The organism is Ruegeria sp. YTSA064 (assembly GCF_059610325.1).
In genome coordinates this window covers 88,458-105,354 of the sequence record NZ_JBXWNK010000001.1, presented here as the reverse complement: position 1 = coordinate 105,354, position 16,897 = coordinate 88,458, and the positions used below count along the sequence as shown (strand labels likewise).

Here is a 16,897-nt window from a genome sequence, read left to right as displayed (position 1 = left end):
TTACAACGTCTTGCGGGCCGCTCTTGAATTATCAAGATTTGCGATAAAGTCTCAGAGTCGTCTCCAGTCCGGGCTTGCGGTTACGCGCCTGAAAGCTACCCCCGTGCATATGCGAGATGGCGGCTACAAGTGCGAGACCTAGCCCCGCGTTGCGTTCAGTCCGTGCGGGATCAAGTGTGACGAAGGGCATCTGCAACCGTGACAGATCGTTTTCCGGAACACCGGGGCCACGATCTCGGACGCTAAGCAATGCATAATCATCATCTTCCCGGATTTCGATGGTGATCGCAGTACCGGGAGGCGCATAGCGCATCGCGTTTTCGAGCAGGTTTGACAATGCCTGAGAGAGAAGTGGGCGGTGACCCTGGATCGGTTCGGCGTTACCAACAACTTCAAGTCGGATGTTCTGATCAGAAGCGACAGGTTCATACAGTTCAACCACATCCCCGACCAGTTGCAGCAAATTAACCTGCTCGAACTGCTCGCGCCCCAAACCGGCTTCTGCCCGCGAGATCTCGGTCAATTGGCTGAGGACGCGCAGCAGATGATCAATTTCCCCAGTCGCACGGGCCAAGTCGATATCACGGTCCTGTTCGCTTTTTCCGGGTTCGGCAAGAGACTCGACGCGCTGACGAAGTCGCGACAGGGGCGAGCGCAGGTCATGGGCGATTGAGTTGGAAGTTGTGCGCAGGTTGCTGATCAACTCTTCGATGCGATCAAGCATATTGTTCAAAGTGCCTGCAACTTGGTCGAATTCGTCACCTGTTCCGCGCAAGGGCATGCGCAGCGCCAGATCGCCTGATACGATATTGTCGGCGGTGTCGGCAATATCCTTTAGCCGCGAGAACACAAGCCGAGTTAGCAGCCAACCGGTCAACAGGCTTAGCGCAAGTGCGGTCACCAGTGCCAGGGCGACCGAGCGGAGAAGAACGCGATCAAATTGCTGTCTGGCCAGCGCATCTCGTCCAACCAGCAATCTTTCGCCACCCGGCAATCTGATGGAAGCAGCAGAAATCGGAACGTGTTGATCGGTATCCCCTTTGCGCAACTGCAGGTCGACCCACCCACTGCCCGCCGTGATTCCTTCGGGCCAATGAGATAAATTTCCTGCCAGCTTTGTACCCTGCCGACCGGTTAACAGATACAACGCATCGCGCTCGGCCGCTGTTGGCAATCGCCTCTCGATCGCAGTGATCAAACCGATCATGCCGTGCCGTTCATATTCATCCGCCAATCCGGTGAGCTCAGCCGACACGACCGAGCGCGTTTCGCCCGTAATCGTGCGGTTGGCAGTCACATAGACCATCGCAAGCACCGCCGCTGTTAGCAACGTGCTGAGAACCATACTGGCCAGAACCAGCCGCGTACGAGAATTTTTGAGCGACAGGCGCAGGTTATCCATCCGAAACCATGTAACCGGCCCCTCGGACCGTTTCAATAATCGGGTCGGCCCCGTCTTCATCGAGTTGGCGGCGAAGCTTCGAGATATGCACGTCGACTACATTGGTGTTCGGATCAAAGTGATAGTCCCACACCCCTTCTAGCAACATGGTGCGCGAGACGACTCGGTTCTTGCGCCGCAGAAAGAACTCCAGAATCTGAAATTCGCGCGGGGTTAGAGTGATTTCCCGGCCACTGCGCGTGACTTTGCGGGTCAACAAATCCATCTCAAGATCGCGGCAGGCGAGGGAAGGGGTTTCTTCTGACTCTTGTGGGCGGCGCAGCAGCGCCTCGATCCGAGCGTGGAGCTCCTGGAACGAAAATGGTTTGACCAAATAGTCGTCAGCACCAGCACGCAGGCCTTTGACGCGTTCGTCGACCGCGCTCATGGCGGTTAGCATCAGCACAGGTGTTTTTACCCCGGCCGCACGCATTGATTTGATCAGCGACAACCCGTCCAAGCCTGGCAACATTCGATCCAGCACGACTGCGTCAAATCCGCCATCGGTGGCGTGGTACAACCCTTCGCGGCCGTCTGATGCAACTTCGACAACGTACCCTTCTTCGCCAAACCCTTTGGCAATGAAGTCCCGTGTGTCTTGGTCATCTTCAACGATTAACAGGCGTCTACTCATAATCAGGGCTCCTTCACATCGGGATTTAAACACACATACTGTTTGAAAAAAACATGCCGGGTGCGATGCCGCACCCGGCTGTTCCGGCGGCGCGTGGACAATCCGCGTCGGCCAGAAATAAGCGCACCAGATTTCCCCATCATGTGGCGCGCTTAGGTGTGTGGTCAGACGATTTCGACCGCGACAAATATTTGGTTGCCGCCACGGTTGATAAGAACCAACGCTGGATCGGTCTTTTCGCTTTCCAGTGCTTCCTTCAGCGCATCCGGCGAAACCGTATCCAGATTGCCCAGCCGGACGATTACATCGCCGCGTTGCAAACCAGCTTTGGCCGCAGGGCTTTCGGGCTGGAGATCGGTGACAACAACGCCATCTACAGTTTCCGCGACGCCAACTTCTGCACGGGCGCTTTCAGTCAGCGGAGCCACGATAACGCCAAGCTTGGTGCCTTCGAACTTGTCTTCCGCCACGCTGTCAGTAGCCGCTGATGCCGCCTGATGTTGGCCGATCGTCAGCTTGATCTGTTCTTCCTTGCCGTTGCGCAGAACTGTCAATGTGCTGTCGGTGCCAACCTTGGTGGTTCCAACCAGAACAGGGAGTTCATTACTGGATTCAACGGCATCGTCGTTGAAAGTCAGGATCACGTCGCCTTGCTGCAGCACGCCATCGGCGGGGCTGTCCGGGACAACATCGGATACCAGGGCGCCGGTAGCGACATCAACTCCCATTGCTGCCGCCAATTCGGGGCTCACATTCTGAATCGAAACACCCAACCAACCGCGGCTGACTTCACCGTCATCCAGCAAATCGGCAGTGATGTGGTCGACAATATTGGATGTGACCGCAAAACCCAATCCTACCGAGCCTCCGCTAGGCGAATAGATTGCCGAGTTCACCCCGATTACTTCGCCTTCCATATTGAACAGCGGTCCACCCGAGTTACCCTTGTTGATGGCAGCATCAGTCTGGATGAACTCGGCGTAAGGACCTTCCGATATATTGCGGCCCTTCGCAGATACGATGCCAGTCGTAACAGTCGCGTTCAGACCAAACGGGTTGCCGATGGCCACCACATCTTCGCCGACGCGAATGACATCGCTGTCACCCATTTCGACGGCCTGCAAGTCTTCTCCGGCATCGATCTTGAGTACGGCAATGTCCGTTAGCGGATCGGTGCCTATGACTTCAGCTTGGAACGTACGGTCATCGCTCAGGCGGACGGTCACTTCGGTTGCGTTGTCGACGACGTGGTGATTGGTCACGATGTAACCCGCCTCGTCCAGCACGAATCCAGAGCCCAAACCCTGGCTTGGACCGCGCTGCGGCATGTTGAACCCTTCCGGGCCTCCAAAGCGTTCAAAGAATTCACCAAAGGGGTGACCTTCGAAATTGAAGTCCTGCCCCTGCGCCTGTTTTGGCGTTGCGTCTTGTTTGGCGATGATTGTCACCACCGAGGGTGAAACCGTTTCGACCAGATCAGCCAGCGCCTCGTCTGCCATTGCGGGCAGAACGGTTGTGGCCAGCATTGCCGCGCCCAGTGCGCCAGCCCCCATCCAGCTGGATGTGCTTGGAAGAAGCAGTGAGGATTTCCGGATGCTCATTTTGACTCCTGTCTGTGTTTGGCGGTTGATCCCGCGCATTCAGACAGGAGATGCCCCAGCAACCTTGGGATATCCTGAGAGAAAAATTAAGAAACCTTAATTTCGCCACGTTTCGCCGCTTTAATGACTCTGTTCGAAAGGGCTTAACAGCGAGAATCAGCTTGGGAGAATCGGGGAGAATCGGTGGATTGTTGCCGACGAAGTCAATAATTTCGGAAAAGTATTGAATTGAATCATTTTTGTTAACAAAGAAACGGCACGTGGACGGCCCGTCGAATTTCTCCCCTTAAAGTTGTATCGCGCAATCGATCTAATCTTTGAGTGCGTGTGTAGGTGTCTATGAAATAGGCGCAATGGGCGTATCGATGAACTATTAACGCTGTATTTGCTCCGAATAGAGTTAAGGAGTTGCAACCACTGGTAGAGTCTTGAGCGTTGTATTGTTGCGCAAAAGCCAAACCGTCTTCGCTCAAATTTACCATTTCTTCCAATTTTACATTGTTTGAACGCATCTGATCGGCGACATTGGTTATGCCCAAGTGAAGGGGGCCTGAGACACTAGGGGGTGTCAAAGGCACATCTCAGTCTCCACAGCGCTGAGCGGCATGTTAACGAGGGGGTCTTGTTTAGGTTCTGCAGCTCAAAGTCGGACAGCCTGATTGGCGATCTGATAGTGCTTTAGAGATTGGTGAAAGTGGTAGTCCTGTTTTTGGGCATACGGCCCGGTCGAAAACGACCGGGCCGTGTTTATTTCGGGTGAAGCCCAGAAGGTTGGCGGGCTACCCACTCTGCCCAATCCTCTGGTGTATCTAGATCCAACAGCGCATTTTGGCTGGGCAGGCGATGAAGGTGAACTGCATCCTTGTGACGCCGTACGACAGATTGCGCGCCACTGTCACCGGTCAGGTCTATCAGTTCTGCAAAGAGAGAGCGATCAAAGATCACCGGGTGCCCAGGGACGCCCTGGTTGGTCGCACCGCGCCAAATTCGATTGGCAGGATGGGTTTTGACCGATTGCAGGACATTGCGTAGATCTGCAGTCGTAAGGTCCGGCAAGTCGGACAAGAGGATCATCACTGCCTTCGCATCGGCTGGGATTGCAGCCATCGCCCCCTTTAGACTGGCATTGATACCTTCCCGTGCGTCCGGGATTTCGACCGGCAGCACATCGAGATCTTTCAACACCGTATAGCGTGGATGAGGCATCGGGGGCAGGGCAACGAAAACAGGACCAACGGCAATCGCTCTTTGCGCGACACGGCGCAGCAGCGGCACGCCACCCACTGGCTGCATCAGCTTATCGGTCCCACCCATACGGCAGGATTGGCCAGCGGCGAGCAGTATGATGGGAATCTCTTTCATCTCGCCACCATGCCGCTAAGGTCAGATTGTGTCATCCCCGCATTCTTGCACCGTCGGCATCAAACAGAGGCGTGGTGATCACACGGGCCGCGCGCATCCTGCCCAGTATCTCAATCGAAACCTCGCAACCTTCGGTTGCTTGTTCGGTTGGCAGGAATCCCATTGCTATCGATTTGCGTGCATAGTGGGAATACCCGCCTGACGTGCAGAAGCCGACAACTGAACCATCAATCCATATCGGTTCATACGCGTTAACATCGGCATCGGCTGCATCGACCTCGAACGCAACCAAACGGCGATTGGTGCCAGCAGCGCGTTCGGTCTCGGCAGCTGCGCGGCCAATGAAGTTGCTGTTCTTTGAGAATGAGATGAACCGATCCAGACCGGTTTCCGCGGCAGTATAATCCGGCGAAAACTCGCGCATCCACGACCCAAAGAACTTGTCCAAACGCAGGCTCATCATCGCACGCATCCCAAATGGTGCGATGCCATGAGGTTGGCCGGCCTGCCATAAGGTCCACCAAAGCTGCCGCTGCGCCACAGGATCACAGTAGATCTCATATCCCAAGTCACCGGTATAGCTGACACGCTGAACGATGCAGTCGGTCATTCCGATGGTCATCTCACGCACGTCAAGGAACCTTAGTGAACTGACATCTTCCCGGGTACAGGCCGACAGGACTTCGGTGGCCTTGGGGCCAGCAATCTGAAAGCCGTTCAACCGGTCACTGATGTTTTCGATGTTTACGCCTTCGTCCTGATTTTGCAGGAACCAGCGCATGTGAAACGCCTGGCTGCCATATGAGGCCGTGACGCGAAACTCATTTTCGTTCAGACAGGACACGGTGAAATCCCCGATTAACTTGCCATTGGGCGACAACATGGGCGTTAACGAGACACGACCCGGTTTCGGAATTCGGCCAGCCATGATGCGATCCAGCCATGCGCGGGCACCGGCACCGGTGATGCGGTATTTGCCAAAATTGTGAACCTCGTTGATCCCCACACCTTCGCGCACGGCGCGGACTTCTCGACCAGTGGCCTCAAAAGCGTTGGAGCGGCGGAAGGAGGGTGTTTCGAAATCTGGTTCATCCCCTTTGGCAAAGTAGTTCGGAACCTCCAACCCGTACTGCTGCCCCCATACGGCACCGAGATCGCTGAAGATGTCATACATCGGCGTGGTTCGGTTTGGGCGTGCGGCAGGCAGCTCTTCGTTCGGATATGCGACGCTGAACCGTTTCTGATAGTTCTCAATCACTTTGGGGCGCGTGTAACCGGGGCTGATCCAGTCGCCGAACCGGGCCACATCCATCGCAAACACATCGCGTCCAGGTTCGCCTTCGATCATCCATTGTGCGAGAGTCAGGCCTACGCCACCACCCTGACTGAAACCGGCCATGACACCACAGGCCGACCAGTAGTTTCGCACGCCGGGCACAGGCCCGACCAGGGGATTGCCATCGGGGGCAAAAGTAAACGGTCCGTGGATGACCGATTTGACCCCCACCTCAGCCAGCACAGGGAAGCGTCGGTATGCAAATTCGATACTGTCGGTGATCTTGTCGAAATCATCGGGCAGCAACTCGTGGCCAAACTCCCAAGGGGTTCCGTCAACAGCCCAGGGCTTACAGGGTTGTTCATAGAAGCCGATGCACAGCCCGCGCCCTTCCTGCCGCAGATAGCTTTCTCCAGCAGGATCCATCACATGCGGGTGCTCGCCACCCGCGTCGATAATGGCCTCGATATCAGGGATGGAGTCAGTAACCAGATATTGGTGTTCCATCGGATGAAGCGGGAAATAGATACCGGCCATCGCGCCGACTTCGCGTGCCCAAAGGCCGCCTGCATTGACGATATGTTCGGCATGGATAGTGCCTTTGTCGGTCTCCACATCCCATGTGCCGTCAGGGCGCTGGTTGGTCTCGCGCACCATGCAATGGGTTTCGATCGTGGCGCCGCCCATACGCGCGGCCTTGGCATAGGCATGGGTGGTGCCCGAAGGGTCTAAATGCCCGTCTAGGGGGTCATAAAGCGCGCCAAGTATACCATCGGTGTTGGTGATTGGAGCGATCTTCTTGATCTCTTCTGGCCCGACAATCTCGGTCTCAAGGCCCATGAACCGGTGCTTGGCGCGCTCGGCCAGTAGCATGTCGAACCGGTCCTGATTGTCGGCCAGAGTGACGCCGCCCACATGGTGCAGGCCGCAAGACATGCCCGTGATCTCTTCCAGCTCTTTATACAACCGTATGGTATAGCCCTGCAGGGCGGCCATGTTAGTGTCGCCGTTCAGCGTGTGGAAACCACCTGCCGCGTGCCAGGTCGACCCGCTCGTCAGCTCGGACCGTTCCAGCAGCATCACATCCGACCATCCAAGTTTGGTCAGATGATAGAGGACCGAACATCCGACGACGCCCCCGCCAATCACTACAACACGGGTGGTGGTTTTCACGATGCATCTCCCTCGGCTTTTGGCCGAGCCTGCCGAGGGCTCTGGCGCAATACTATTCCGTTCGCGACACTGCGCGTCGCTTGTCAATTGCGAACGCTGCCGAACCTAAAGAGGTCGCACTTTGAGGGCCGTGATCCGGTTACCCTCGCGTGCGGTGACTTCGAACCGAAAGCCGTGAAATGAAAACACCTGCCCAACGATCGGGATCATCTGTGCTTCGTGAATGACAAGACCAGCCAAAGTGTTGGCTTCTTCGTCCGGCAGGGCCCAGTCGAGGGCGCGATTGACGTCGCGGATGGTCATTGCACCTTCGACGAGGAATTGGCCATCATCGGTGCGGGTGACGGGTACTTCTTCGTCGATGTCGAACTCGTCGGCGATCTCACCGACGATTTCTTCCAGAATATCCTCGAGCGTGATCAATCCGCGCAGCGATCCATACTCATCCACAACAAGCGCGAAATGGCTATGCATCCTAAGAAACTCGCGCATCTGGTCGTCCAGAGTGGTGGTTTCAGGAACGAAATAAGGATCGTTAGCCACCTTTGCGATGTCGAAATTCTTAAGCCGCTCCGGATCGCCATCTGCACCGCCGACTTGGGCGTACATCGCGCGAAACAAGTCCTTGGCATGGACCACACCCACGATGTTTTCCTGTTCCTCCCGAAAAACCGGCAGGCGGGTGTGGGGGCTTTCCAGGCATTGTTTAAGGATCGCCTCGGGTTCATCATCGGCATCAATCATCTCAATATTCGAGCGATGGAGCATGATCTCTTCCACCGCGCGATCACCAAGATCCAGCGCACCCAGAATACGGTCGCGATCTTCCTTTTCGACAACTCCTTCGGAATGGCCCAGTTGCAGCGCGCCAGCGATTTCTTCCCGCACCGCGAGAATGTTGCTGTCAGGGTCGATTTTTACGCCAAACAAGCGCAGCACTCCGCGCACGAGAAGCCGGACGGCGGCTACGACGGGCGAAAACACCGTCACGACAACACCGATAACAGGCGCGACCCATGCGGCAGCCTTTTCAGCGTTTGTAATAGCGTAGGTCTTGGGCAGCACTTCGGCAAAGATCAACACCAGCAAGGTCATCACTAGCGTCGCCAATGCCACTCCGCTTTCGCCGAATAGCCGCGTAAACAGTGCTGTGGCCAGCGAAGCGGCAAGGATGTTGACAAGGTTATTGCCCAACAGGACCGAGCCGATCAGGCGTTCGTTGTCGTCGGTAATATCCAGCGCCTTCTGCGCCCCGCGTGAACCTTTGTCAGCCTGCGCCCTTAGCTTTCCGCGTGATGACGCAGTCAGGGCGGTTTCCGAGCCAGAGAAAAAGCCCGATAGCACAAGGAGAAGAAGAATGGATCCTGTCGTGATCCAGAATGCACTGTCGAGCAAAGAAGAGGTGGGTTCCATCGGTCCTAGGTTATTCTTGTTGCTGCATCCGTTATGGGGCTGCGACCACGTCCGATCAAGGGGTTAGCCTTGATCTGTGGTGTCATCCTTGGCAAGCGGGTGGTGTTCCAGCACCAGTTCCGACAAGCGTTCATCCAGAACATGGGTATAAATCTCGGTTGTGGCGACATCCGCATGGCCCAGAAGTGTCTGGATCGAGCGTAAATCCGCACCATTGGCCAGCAGATGCGTCGCAAACGCATGGCGCAGTGTGTGCGGGGTGACCTTCTCGGGTGAAACGCCGCCCTCGACGGCCAGTTCCTTGACCAGAAGGAAGAAGCGATGCCGTGTCAAATGCCCTGATTTCCCGCGCGAAGGAAACAGAAAACGTGATGCCTGTGCACCTTTTTTTATCGCTTGCTCTTCAGCCGCATCGCGGACCATGAGCCATCCGCTTAACGCTTCGCGCGCGGGAGGGGATAGCGGGACCATCCGCTCTTTGCCACCTTTGCCTAGAACTAACAGCATCCGGGGGTCGCCTCTGGCAGAGCTTACCGGCAACGACACAAGTTCAGTCACCCGCATCCCTGTTGCGTAAAGAAGCTCCATCAAACAGGTGTTGCGTATTCTGTCGGCTTCGGACCGACCCGTTCGGCGTGCTGCGGCAAGCAGGCGGTCAACCTCAGGCACATCCAGCGTTTTGGGCAGTCGTTTCGCACGTCCGGGGCCTTTGATCTGGATCGCGGGGTTGCTGTCACGCCATCCCTCCTCGAACGCAAATCGATACAACTGCTTGATCGCAGACAACCGCCGCGCGCGGGTGGCGCGGGACAGGCCCTGCGCATCGCAGTCGATCAAGTAGCCTTCGATCCCGTCTCGGTCAGCCTCGGCAAAGCCAGACTTTCGTCGTGTCAGCCAGTCTGAGAAATCCTTAAGGTCGCGTCCGTATGCAAGCAAGGTATTGGTTGCAGCCCCGAGTTCGGCGGCTTGCGCTTCGAGGAAGGTGGAAACCCACAGATCCTGAGACGAGGGTGCGGTCATCCTCAGGCCCCGTTCAGGATCATGAGCTGTAATGCAGCTCGGCGCGCGGTATCTTCGAGCCCGACACGTCGGAACGTGGCAATCGCGGCCGTCAGATCCACCAGATTGCCGCGCGCGCCATGGGCGAACAACTGCATCGTTTCCAGAATGGCCTCGCCCAACTGATCATTGAGCAGCATGGCGTTTATGTCCGAAGGGACAGGCGCAGACCAGGCAAAACCTTGTGAAATGGCATCAGCGAGTGGGGTAGGAGAGGGCGCGCGCTGCGGATCGCCTTGTGCAAGGGCGGACAAAAACTTGTTGGCGTCCGACTCGTCAGGCATCGTGCGTGCCGCGTCTTCATAAAGCTCGGACAAAAGCAGAATACGCCAACGGAGGTTTTCTGCAGTCTGATCGGGCAACTTCATTGATGCCAGACGCGGCGCAAACAATTCTGCAAAGGGCACTTCCAGGCCGACCGATTTCATCTGTGCCCAAACAGCTGTTAACGCGTTTGAAACTGGCACCGGCTTGCCAGTTTCGAGCGCGGCTTCGAACTTTTGTATGGCTGAGACACGATCCCATACCGCACCTGAGGCTGCAGGGGAGCGTTCGGTATAAAGGCCAAGCAACTGGTTTGGCGTCAGAGCACCAATCCGCGTCAACCGTTCGGCAGCTTCGATCTGAGCTTTCCACCCCGCAACGTCCCGCAAATCAGCGTTTGCAAAGGCCCGAGGCAGAGATGCCGTGGGCAGGCGTTCACCAATGGCTTCGAACATTCGGAAGGTGAGAGGATCAGGATCTTCGGGTTGTGGAAGATACTCGGCCCCTTCGAACAATTCAGGGCTGAGAAAGCGATCGAGCAGGGCAAGCTGATCGTCGGGCAAGACCTGCAACGCATGTGCTGCTTCAAGTGTAAGCGCTGCCGAGGACCAATCCCCTCGGCGCGCCTTACAGAATATCTGAGCGGCGTAGTTCCTTGATAAATTCGGCTGTGCGATAAGGGCTGTGCAGCTTCGATCTTCGTCACCGGTCAGCAACGTGGCATCGAACCAACGTCTAAAGCGGTCTTGCGTATCGGTCGGACCGGCCAGTTGAACCAAGGATTGCACCGGATCGGATGCGCCCAATTGCATAAGACGTTCGAGTCGCGCCATCAGCAATGTGTCTTCCGCCTGCCCACCCGCTGGGGCGCGGGCTTCGGACAAGAGCAACGTAAATAACAATCGTTGCATCGCTGGGTTGGACTTGACCTGTACCTTCGAGATCAAATCCGCGAGCCGATCAGCATCGCTGCTGCGCCACAGGTCCACCGGCAGACCAGTGACTGAAGACGCAACCAACCCCAGAGGAGGGGACAGCGCCTCCAACGGGGTGACCTGCACCTCGGGTTGCAGTCCCGTCTGCGTCACAGGGGGTTCCATCAGCACCGTGCCCGGCAGGTTTTCTGGCGGGTCAGTTAGCCAGTCGATGACTGACAATGGCTCTTGCGTTTGCGCCTGTGCGGTTCCGGCCAGAAAAAGCGCCAGTAAGGTGCCTTTAGTCTGCATTCAGGATGACCGGCTCGCGAATTTCATTTTTCGGGGCGGAGAAGTCCGCGCCGAAATACGGCCCGATATAGGCATACCCAACCAGCCCGATGAAACACAGGCAAATGATGTATATCAGGAACTTGATCAAACGGCCCATGGGTGAACGCTGCCTCAATTTTTGCTTTTGGCCAAGTTATAACTAGCATTTTCCCTAAGATCACGTCATTCACGACGAAATGAGCGAAATTAAGCATAACACGGTGCCTTCTGACACAGCGACGCAGTTTCGACTGCACAAAACCGTCGTTTTGGTTGGAATGATGGGGGCAGGCAAAACAGCCGTGGGTCGTGCGCTGGCTGCCCGGCTGGGTGTTCCTTTTCTTGACAGCGATACCGAAATCGAATCGGCAGCCAACATGACCATCCCTGAAATCTTCGCACGGGATGGAGAAGCGTTCTTTCGCAGCAAGGAAAGTCAGATTATCGGGCGGCTTTTAGACGAAGAAAGAGGTATCCTGTCGACAGGTGGTGGTGCGTTTCTTGCCGAAGGTAATCGCAAAATGATCTCGGATCGTGGTGCCTCGGTTTGGTTAAAGGCTGATTTGGATGTGCTGTGGAATCGTGTCAAACACAAGGATACGCGGCCTCTGCTGCGTACAGCGGACCCCTATGCGACGCTGCGCGACTTGTATGAAGCGCGGGTGCCGATCTATGAACAATCTGATCTGGTGGCGGACTCGGATGGTGAGACCGCAATCGAAGATATGGTGGATCGGGTCATCGCCGCCTTGGTGACACGCCCAGATATTTTGGAACGAAATTAATGCATCAAACTGTACATGTTGACCTGGCCGAGCGTTCTTATGATGTTGAAATCGGCCCCGGACTTTTGGCGCAATCTGGGGAACGGATTGCCCCGTTATTAAAGCGTCCGCGTGTCGCGGTTCTGACCGATGAAACGGTCGCGGGAATGCATCTGGATGCCCTGCGTGATGGATTGGCGTCAGCCGGTATCAAGATGACTGCGCTGGCGCTTCCAGCCGGTGAGGCAACCAAAAGCTGGCCGCATTTTGAGCGCGCGGTGGAATGGTTGCTGGCGGAAAAGGTTGAACGGAACGACATTGTCGTTGCGCTTGGTGGCGGGGTGATCGGCGATCTGGCGGGTTTTGCTGCTGCAGTGATGCGGCGCGGAGTGAGCTTTGTTCAGATACCGACCTCGCTGTTGGCGCAGGTCGACAGCTCGGTTGGCGGCAAGACCGGGATCAATGCGTCGCAGGGCAAGAACCTGATCGGCGCGTTTCATCAGCCGTCACTGGTATTGGCCGATACTGACGTGCTGGGCACGTTACAGACGCGAGACTTTCTCGCTGGATATGGTGAGGTCGTCAAATACGGACTGTTGGGTGATGCCCAGTTCTTTGAGTGGCTAGAAGATAACGGGCCTCTGTTGACGTCCGGCGACATGGCAGCGCGGGTGCAGGCTGTCACACGCTCGGTTCAGATGAAGGCCGATATCGTGGCGCGTGATGAGACCGAGCAGGGCGACCGGGCTTTGCTCAATCTGGGTCATACCTTCTGTCACGCGCTTGAGGCCGCAACGGGCTATTCAGATCGCTTGTTGCACGGCGAAGGTGTCGCCATCGGGTGTGCGCTGGCGTTTGAGACTTCTTCTCGGTTGGGCTTGTGTTCGCAAGAAGACCCGAGCCGCGTCAGGGCGCATTTGAGCGCGATGGGTATGAAGACGGACCTTGCTGATATCCCGGGTGAGTTGCCGGATGCGGAAACGCTGGTCGATCTGATGGCGCAGGACAAAAAGGTCATGGACGGTCAGTTGCGGTTCATTATGGCGCGAGGGATCGGGCAAGCTTTCGTCACACCGGATGTGCCCCGCGAGACGGTGGTTTCTGTACTTAAGGACGCGTTGGAGGTGTGATTGAGGCTTAGCGCCCCTGGATCACCATCAACTCGCCGATATTTTCACGCGTGATATAGCCGACCATGTGCCCCGATTTGGTGCATACGGCAATCGCGGGCGCACCTTTGTGTAGGCCATTCAGGACTTTGTCCAATCCGCTGGTCAGCTCAACCTGCGGAATATTGGTATCCATAATCGAGACCGCCAATTCCGAGCGGGGATGGTCACCCGCCAATGCGGTAAACAGGCGGTCGCGGGTGACAAACCCCATAAGGCCACCATTCTGATCTATAACCGGAAACTCATGCTGGGTTGTGTGAATGACTGCCTGCGCTGCCGTTGCCAGCGTGTCGTCGGGCGACAGAGCTTTGAATTCGGTAATCATGGCATCCCGCGCCATGACACGCCGCGCAACCGAGCGCAGCGCGACGTCCTGATTTTCAGCGTTTGCGGCGATGAAAACAAACACGGCGATCAGAACCAGTATCGGGTTGCCCGAGGTTAGCCCCAGAAATCCAAGCCCAACAGCAACGATCTGACCTCCGAGTGCTGCAATGCGGGTTGCCTTGGCGCGTTCCATTTTCATGCACAGCAAGGCGCGGAAGACGCGTCCTCCATCCATCGGGAAAGCCGGGATCATGTTAAAGGCCGCCAACAGCAGGTTCACATAGGCCAAACGGCTGAGCAGGCCGGTTGCGGCCGAGTCAATCTGGTCGAGTGAACCAAGCTGTATGCTTGCCCCCAAGACAACAAGAATCGCCCAAATCGCGATGTTTACGGCGGGTCCAGCGAGGGCGACCCAGACCTCTTGCATCGGTTTTTCTGGCATTCGCTCAAGGCGCGCCAGCCCGCCAATCGGTAACAGAGTGATGTCAGGGGTACGGATGCCATATCTCCGCGCCATCAGCGCGTGGCCGAACTCATGTGCCACAACACAAGCAAACAAAGCGAGTACGAATACGACATTGTCAATCGCCGCAGGCAAGCCGCCGCTGGAATAGGCCGCAAAACCAACCCAGGCGAGCAGCAAAAAGAAGGTGACATGGACCCTCAGTTCCGAGCCGAGTAATCGGCCAAGTGAGAAGGACCATGCCATATTTAGTCTCCGCTTGGTTTAGAACGGAATCTCGTCATCGTCGATTCCGCCCGACGCAGGGGCTGGTGCGCTGGAGGGGCCGCCATATGGGTCGCCATATCCGCCGCTGGCTTGTCCGCCGCCATAGCCGCCTCCACCGCCGCCGCCTTCACCGCGGGCGTCGAGCATTACCAGCGTCGAGCCGAAGCCCTGCAGCACCACCTCGGTCGAATAACGATCCTGACCGGACTGATCCTGCCACTTACGCGTCTGCAATTGCCCCTCGATGTAAATTTTTGAACCCTTGCGCAGATACTGTTCAGCTACGCGTACAAGTCCTTCGTTGAATATGGCGACCGAGTGCCATTCTGTCCGTTCACGGCGCTCTCCGGTATTGCGGTCCTTCCAGGTTTCCGAAGTGGCAATACGCAGGTTGCATACTTTACCACCGTTTTGAAACGTCCGCACTTCAGGATCGCGGCCCAGATTGCCGACCAGAATGACCTTGTTGACTGAACCCGCCATTTATTCCCTCGTTTTACTCTGACTGGATGGCGCCCGAATCTGGCGCTGTGTTCTGCTGCTGACCCTATACGGGCTGAGACTTGGTTAAAACATGATTGATGCTGCAACGGTGAATGGGAAAATATTAGGCCAACTTTAACCAAGCTTTCATTTCCGGCTGATTTAACTATAATTCGGCTGGTTGTTGAGGGTGCAGGATTGGCTTTAATGCGGTTTCTGATCGGTGGTATTTCTGTTTTAGGTGTTTGCCTTGTGTCCTTTTCGGCGCAGGCGGAAACCCTTTCAACAAAGAATCGAAAGGCGCTTTTCCTCAAGCAATCCAAGGTATTGGACGGTCGTGCTGCAAGCCAGTATCGCGATTCAGATCGGCTTAGACCTAAAACTGAGAACGGGAAGTTTGCCAAGCGATACACCGGAAATTATCGGGGCCAATATCTGAATCACGCCCGGAATGCGGCCCGAAAGCATAATGTGCCAGAAGAGCTGTTCTTGCGACTTGTCCAACAGGAAAGCGGATGGAACCCGCATGCTGAATCGCACAAGGGTGCTTTGGGTCTTGCGCAATTGATGCCACAGACAGCTAGGTTGCTGGGTGTCAATCCGTATGACCCCATCCAAAACCTGGAAGGGGGCGCGCGTTATCTGTCGTGGCAGTATCGCAAGTTCAAATCCTGGCGGCTTGCTTTGGCAGCGTACAATGCTGGCCCCAAAGCGGTCGAAAAGCATGGCGGCATACCACCTTACAAAGAGACCCAGAACTATGTGAAAGTGATCTGGGGCGGCTAAAAACCCGGTGCTGCGGCGCAGAGAGGCTGTTTCTTGATCAAGTACAGAGCGCTGCCTTAGTCTGGGTAGATAGCTCTCAAACTTGTGCGGTTTGTAATGATCAAGGATCGACCGGATATACCAGCCGAAACGATGGCCAACTGGCAACGCCTGGTTGATCTAGTTTCACAACTCGCGGACGTGCCAGCGACATTGATCATGAAGACCGAAGCACCCGATCATGCGGTCCTGATCACCTCGGATCATCCGGAAAATCCGTACCCTGTCGGCATGAATTTTCGCCTGAATCCCAAGCTTTATTGCCAGGGTGTCCTTGAACGAGACGGCGAATTTGTTGTCGAAGATGCTACTTGCGATCCAGCCTGGAGTGACAATGAGGACATGGAGCACGGCATGTCCTTTTACATCGGTTTTCCGCTGAAATGGCCGGATGGTTCAGTTTTCGGAACCATCTGCGTTCTGGATCGCCATCGCAATCGCCGCGCTTTGCTATTCCGTGAGGGTCTGGCGCAGTTTGCACGTATGGTTGAGTCGGATTTGGCTTTGATTCAAGAGGTTTATCTGCGGCGCGCGCTAGAGGAAAAGCTGAATGAAACACTGGCCCAGTTGGAAAATCGCGTTGAGTTGAGGACACGTGAGTTACAAGAAACCAACACTGCACTTCGGGTATTGCTGACGAGTCTGGACGACGACCGGAAAGAACGCGATCAGGACATTGTTGAACGGGTTCGTTCGATGGTCCTGCCGTATCTGGACAAGTTGCATAGCCAAATGACCGAAGGCGACGCCTCGCAAGTTTATCTGGAACTGGCATTGAGAAATCTGCAAGACATCACCACGATGATTTCCGACAAACTCTCGGATGCGTTTTCGGTTATGACACCGACGGAAATCGAAATCGCTCAGCTGGTTATGTCAGGCAAAACCACCAAAGATATAGCCCGGGCCATGTCGCGCGAGACATCAACGATCGATTTTCATCGCAATAATATTCGCCGGAAACTGGGACTCGAAGGGCGGGATCAGAACCTCCGCAGCCATCTTTTGTCGATTTCGTGATCTGGGAATATGGGGATTACCCCCATATTCCCCCCAGATTTTTCTGATCTGAGCCTTCCACGAAGACCTTGTTAACCTGATCAGAAGGGTGCGGATACAGCCGCAC

15 protein-coding genes are annotated in these 16,897 nt (G+C 55.9%); 4 read left to right on the top strand and 11 right to left on the bottom strand.

The genetic code is table 11. The annotated features are described in order from the left end of the window. Positions 1-31: 31 nt before the first annotated feature. The 9 genes from AC2FI7_RS00505 to AC2FI7_RS00465 form a co-directional block, all read right to left on the bottom strand. Positions 32-1,402: a sensor histidine kinase gene (locus AC2FI7_RS00505; protein WP_010439588.1), complete on the bottom strand. Its 1,371-nt coding sequence runs from the start codon at positions 1,400-1,402 to the stop codon at positions 32-34. Next, entirely contained in the window at positions 1,395-2,075 is a 681-nt protein-coding gene (locus AC2FI7_RS00500; RefSeq protein WP_010439589.1) for a response regulator transcription factor, read from the bottom strand. Before AC2FI7_RS00500 ends, AC2FI7_RS00505 begins: the two co-directional genes overlap by 8 nt. A gap of 164 nt (positions 2,076-2,239) precedes the next feature. Next, entirely contained in the window at positions 2,240-3,676 is a 1,437-nt protein-coding gene (locus tag AC2FI7_RS00495; protein WP_010439591.1) for a Do family serine endopeptidase, read from the bottom strand. A gap of 747 nt (positions 3,677-4,423) precedes the next feature. Then, positions 4,424-5,038, bottom strand: coding sequence for a nucleotidyltransferase family protein (locus tag AC2FI7_RS00490; RefSeq protein WP_010439593.1), 615 nt, complete (start codon positions 5,036-5,038; stop codon positions 4,424-4,426). 31 nt (positions 5,039-5,069) lie between these two features. Next, positions 5,070-7,487 (bottom strand): GcvT family protein, encoded by a 2,418-nt coding sequence (locus AC2FI7_RS00485; protein ID WP_010439595.1) that lies wholly within the window; start codon positions 7,485-7,487, stop codon positions 5,070-5,072. Positions 7,488-7,592: 105 nt separating this feature from the next. Next, positions 7,593-8,900 carry an HlyC/CorC family transporter gene (locus AC2FI7_RS00480; protein WP_170778892.1) on the bottom strand — a complete coding sequence of 436 codons (1,308 nt, stop codon included), beginning with the start codon at positions 8,898-8,900 and terminating at the stop codon, positions 7,593-7,595. A 63-nt stretch (positions 8,901-8,963) separates the two neighbouring features. Then, positions 8,964-9,920 (bottom strand): tyrosine recombinase, encoded by a 957-nt coding sequence (locus AC2FI7_RS00475; protein ID WP_010439597.1) that lies wholly within the window; start codon positions 9,918-9,920, stop codon positions 8,964-8,966. 2 nt (positions 9,921-9,922) lie between these two features. Beyond that, entirely contained in the window at positions 9,923-11,449 is a 1,527-nt protein-coding gene (locus AC2FI7_RS00470; RefSeq protein WP_010439598.1) for a hypothetical protein, read from the bottom strand. Next, positions 11,439-11,588, bottom strand: a complete 150-nt coding sequence (locus AC2FI7_RS00465; RefSeq protein WP_010439599.1) for a hypothetical protein — start codon at positions 11,586-11,588, stop codon at positions 11,439-11,441. The genes AC2FI7_RS00470 and AC2FI7_RS00465 overlap by 11 nt, the downstream gene beginning before the upstream one ends. A 79-nt stretch (positions 11,589-11,667) precedes the next feature. Between AC2FI7_RS00465 and AC2FI7_RS00460 the strand changes: the two genes are divergently transcribed. Together AC2FI7_RS00460 and aroB are read left to right on the top strand one after the other, a co-directional pair. After that, positions 11,668-12,255 carry a shikimate kinase gene (locus AC2FI7_RS00460; RefSeq protein WP_010439601.1) on the top strand — a complete coding sequence of 196 codons (588 nt, stop codon included), beginning with the start codon at positions 11,668-11,670 and terminating at the stop codon, positions 12,253-12,255. Beyond that, on the top strand, positions 12,255-13,364 hold the full coding sequence (gene aroB, locus AC2FI7_RS00455; RefSeq protein ID WP_496815480.1) for a 3-dehydroquinate synthase: 1,110 nt from the start codon (positions 12,255-12,257) through the stop codon (positions 13,362-13,364). Before AC2FI7_RS00460 ends, aroB begins: the two co-directional genes overlap by 1 nt. A gap of 7 nt (positions 13,365-13,371) precedes the next feature. On the opposite strand, the gene AC2FI7_RS00450 is transcribed toward aroB, so the two are convergent. Both AC2FI7_RS00450 and ssb read right to left on the bottom strand, forming a co-directional pair. Next, positions 13,372-14,442, bottom strand: a complete 1,071-nt coding sequence (locus AC2FI7_RS00450; protein WP_496815478.1) for a site-2 protease family protein — start codon at positions 14,440-14,442, stop codon at positions 13,372-13,374. Positions 14,443-14,460: 18 nt separating this feature from the next. Further along, positions 14,461-14,946 carry a single-stranded DNA-binding protein gene (gene ssb / locus AC2FI7_RS00445; protein WP_480454746.1) on the bottom strand — a complete coding sequence of 162 codons (486 nt, stop codon included), beginning with the start codon at positions 14,944-14,946 and terminating at the stop codon, positions 14,461-14,463. 207 nt (positions 14,947-15,153) lie between these two features. Here ssb and AC2FI7_RS00440 point away from each other — a divergent pair, with 207 nt between their 5' ends. Together AC2FI7_RS00440 and AC2FI7_RS00435 are read left to right on the top strand one after the other, a co-directional pair. Continuing rightward, positions 15,154-15,732: a lytic transglycosylase domain-containing protein gene (locus AC2FI7_RS00440; protein ID WP_010439608.1), complete on the top strand. Its 579-nt coding sequence runs from the start codon at positions 15,154-15,156 to the stop codon at positions 15,730-15,732. Positions 15,733-15,828: 96 nt separating this feature from the next. Further along, positions 15,829-16,791, top strand: a complete 963-nt coding sequence (locus AC2FI7_RS00435; protein ID WP_260025851.1) for a LuxR C-terminal-related transcriptional regulator — start codon at positions 15,829-15,831, stop codon at positions 16,789-16,791. Positions 16,792-16,897 lie beyond the last annotated feature (106 nt).

Bases quoted from the DNA above. Each gene is read 5' to 3' on its own strand.
- AC2FI7_RS00470 (WP_010439598.1), bottom strand. From the start codon at position 11,449: ATGCAGACTAAAGGCACCTTACTGGCGCTTTTTCTGGCCGGAACCGCA.
- AC2FI7_RS00450 (WP_496815478.1), bottom strand. From the start codon at position 14,442: ATGGCATGGTCCTTCTCACTTGGCCGATTACTCGGCTCGGAACTGAGG.
- AC2FI7_RS00500 (WP_010439589.1), bottom strand. From the start codon at position 2,075: ATGAGTAGACGCCTGTTAATCGTTGAAGATGACCAAGACACACGGGAC.
- aroB (WP_496815480.1), top strand. From the start codon at position 12,255: ATGCATCAAACTGTACATGTTGACCTGGCCGAGCGTTCTTATGATGTT.
- AC2FI7_RS00505 (WP_010439588.1), bottom strand. From the start codon at position 1,402: ATGGATAACCTGCGCCTGTCGCTCAAAAATTCTCGTACGCGGCTGGTT.
- AC2FI7_RS00465 (WP_010439599.1), bottom strand. From the start codon at position 11,588: ATGGGCCGTTTGATCAAGTTCCTGATATACATCATTTGCCTGTGTTTC.
- AC2FI7_RS00480 (WP_170778892.1), bottom strand. From the start codon at position 8,900: ATGGAACCCACCTCTTCTTTGCTCGACAGTGCATTCTGGATCACGACA.
- AC2FI7_RS00495 (WP_010439591.1), bottom strand. From the start codon at position 3,676: ATGAGCATCCGGAAATCCTCACTGCTTCTTCCAAGCACATCCAGCTGG.
- AC2FI7_RS00460 (WP_010439601.1), top strand. From the start codon at position 11,668: ATGAGCGAAATTAAGCATAACACGGTGCCTTCTGACACAGCGACGCAG.
- AC2FI7_RS00435 (WP_260025851.1), top strand. From the start codon at position 15,829: ATGATCAAGGATCGACCGGATATACCAGCCGAAACGATGGCCAACTGG.
- AC2FI7_RS00475 (WP_010439597.1), bottom strand. From the start codon at position 9,920: ATGACCGCACCCTCGTCTCAGGATCTGTGGGTTTCCACCTTCCTCGAA.
- AC2FI7_RS00490 (WP_010439593.1), bottom strand. From the start codon at position 5,038: ATGAAAGAGATTCCCATCATACTGCTCGCCGCTGGCCAATCCTGCCGT.
- ssb (WP_480454746.1), bottom strand. From the start codon at position 14,946: ATGGCGGGTTCAGTCAACAAGGTCATTCTGGTCGGCAATCTGGGCCGC.
- AC2FI7_RS00440 (WP_010439608.1), top strand. From the start codon at position 15,154: ATGCGGTTTCTGATCGGTGGTATTTCTGTTTTAGGTGTTTGCCTTGTG.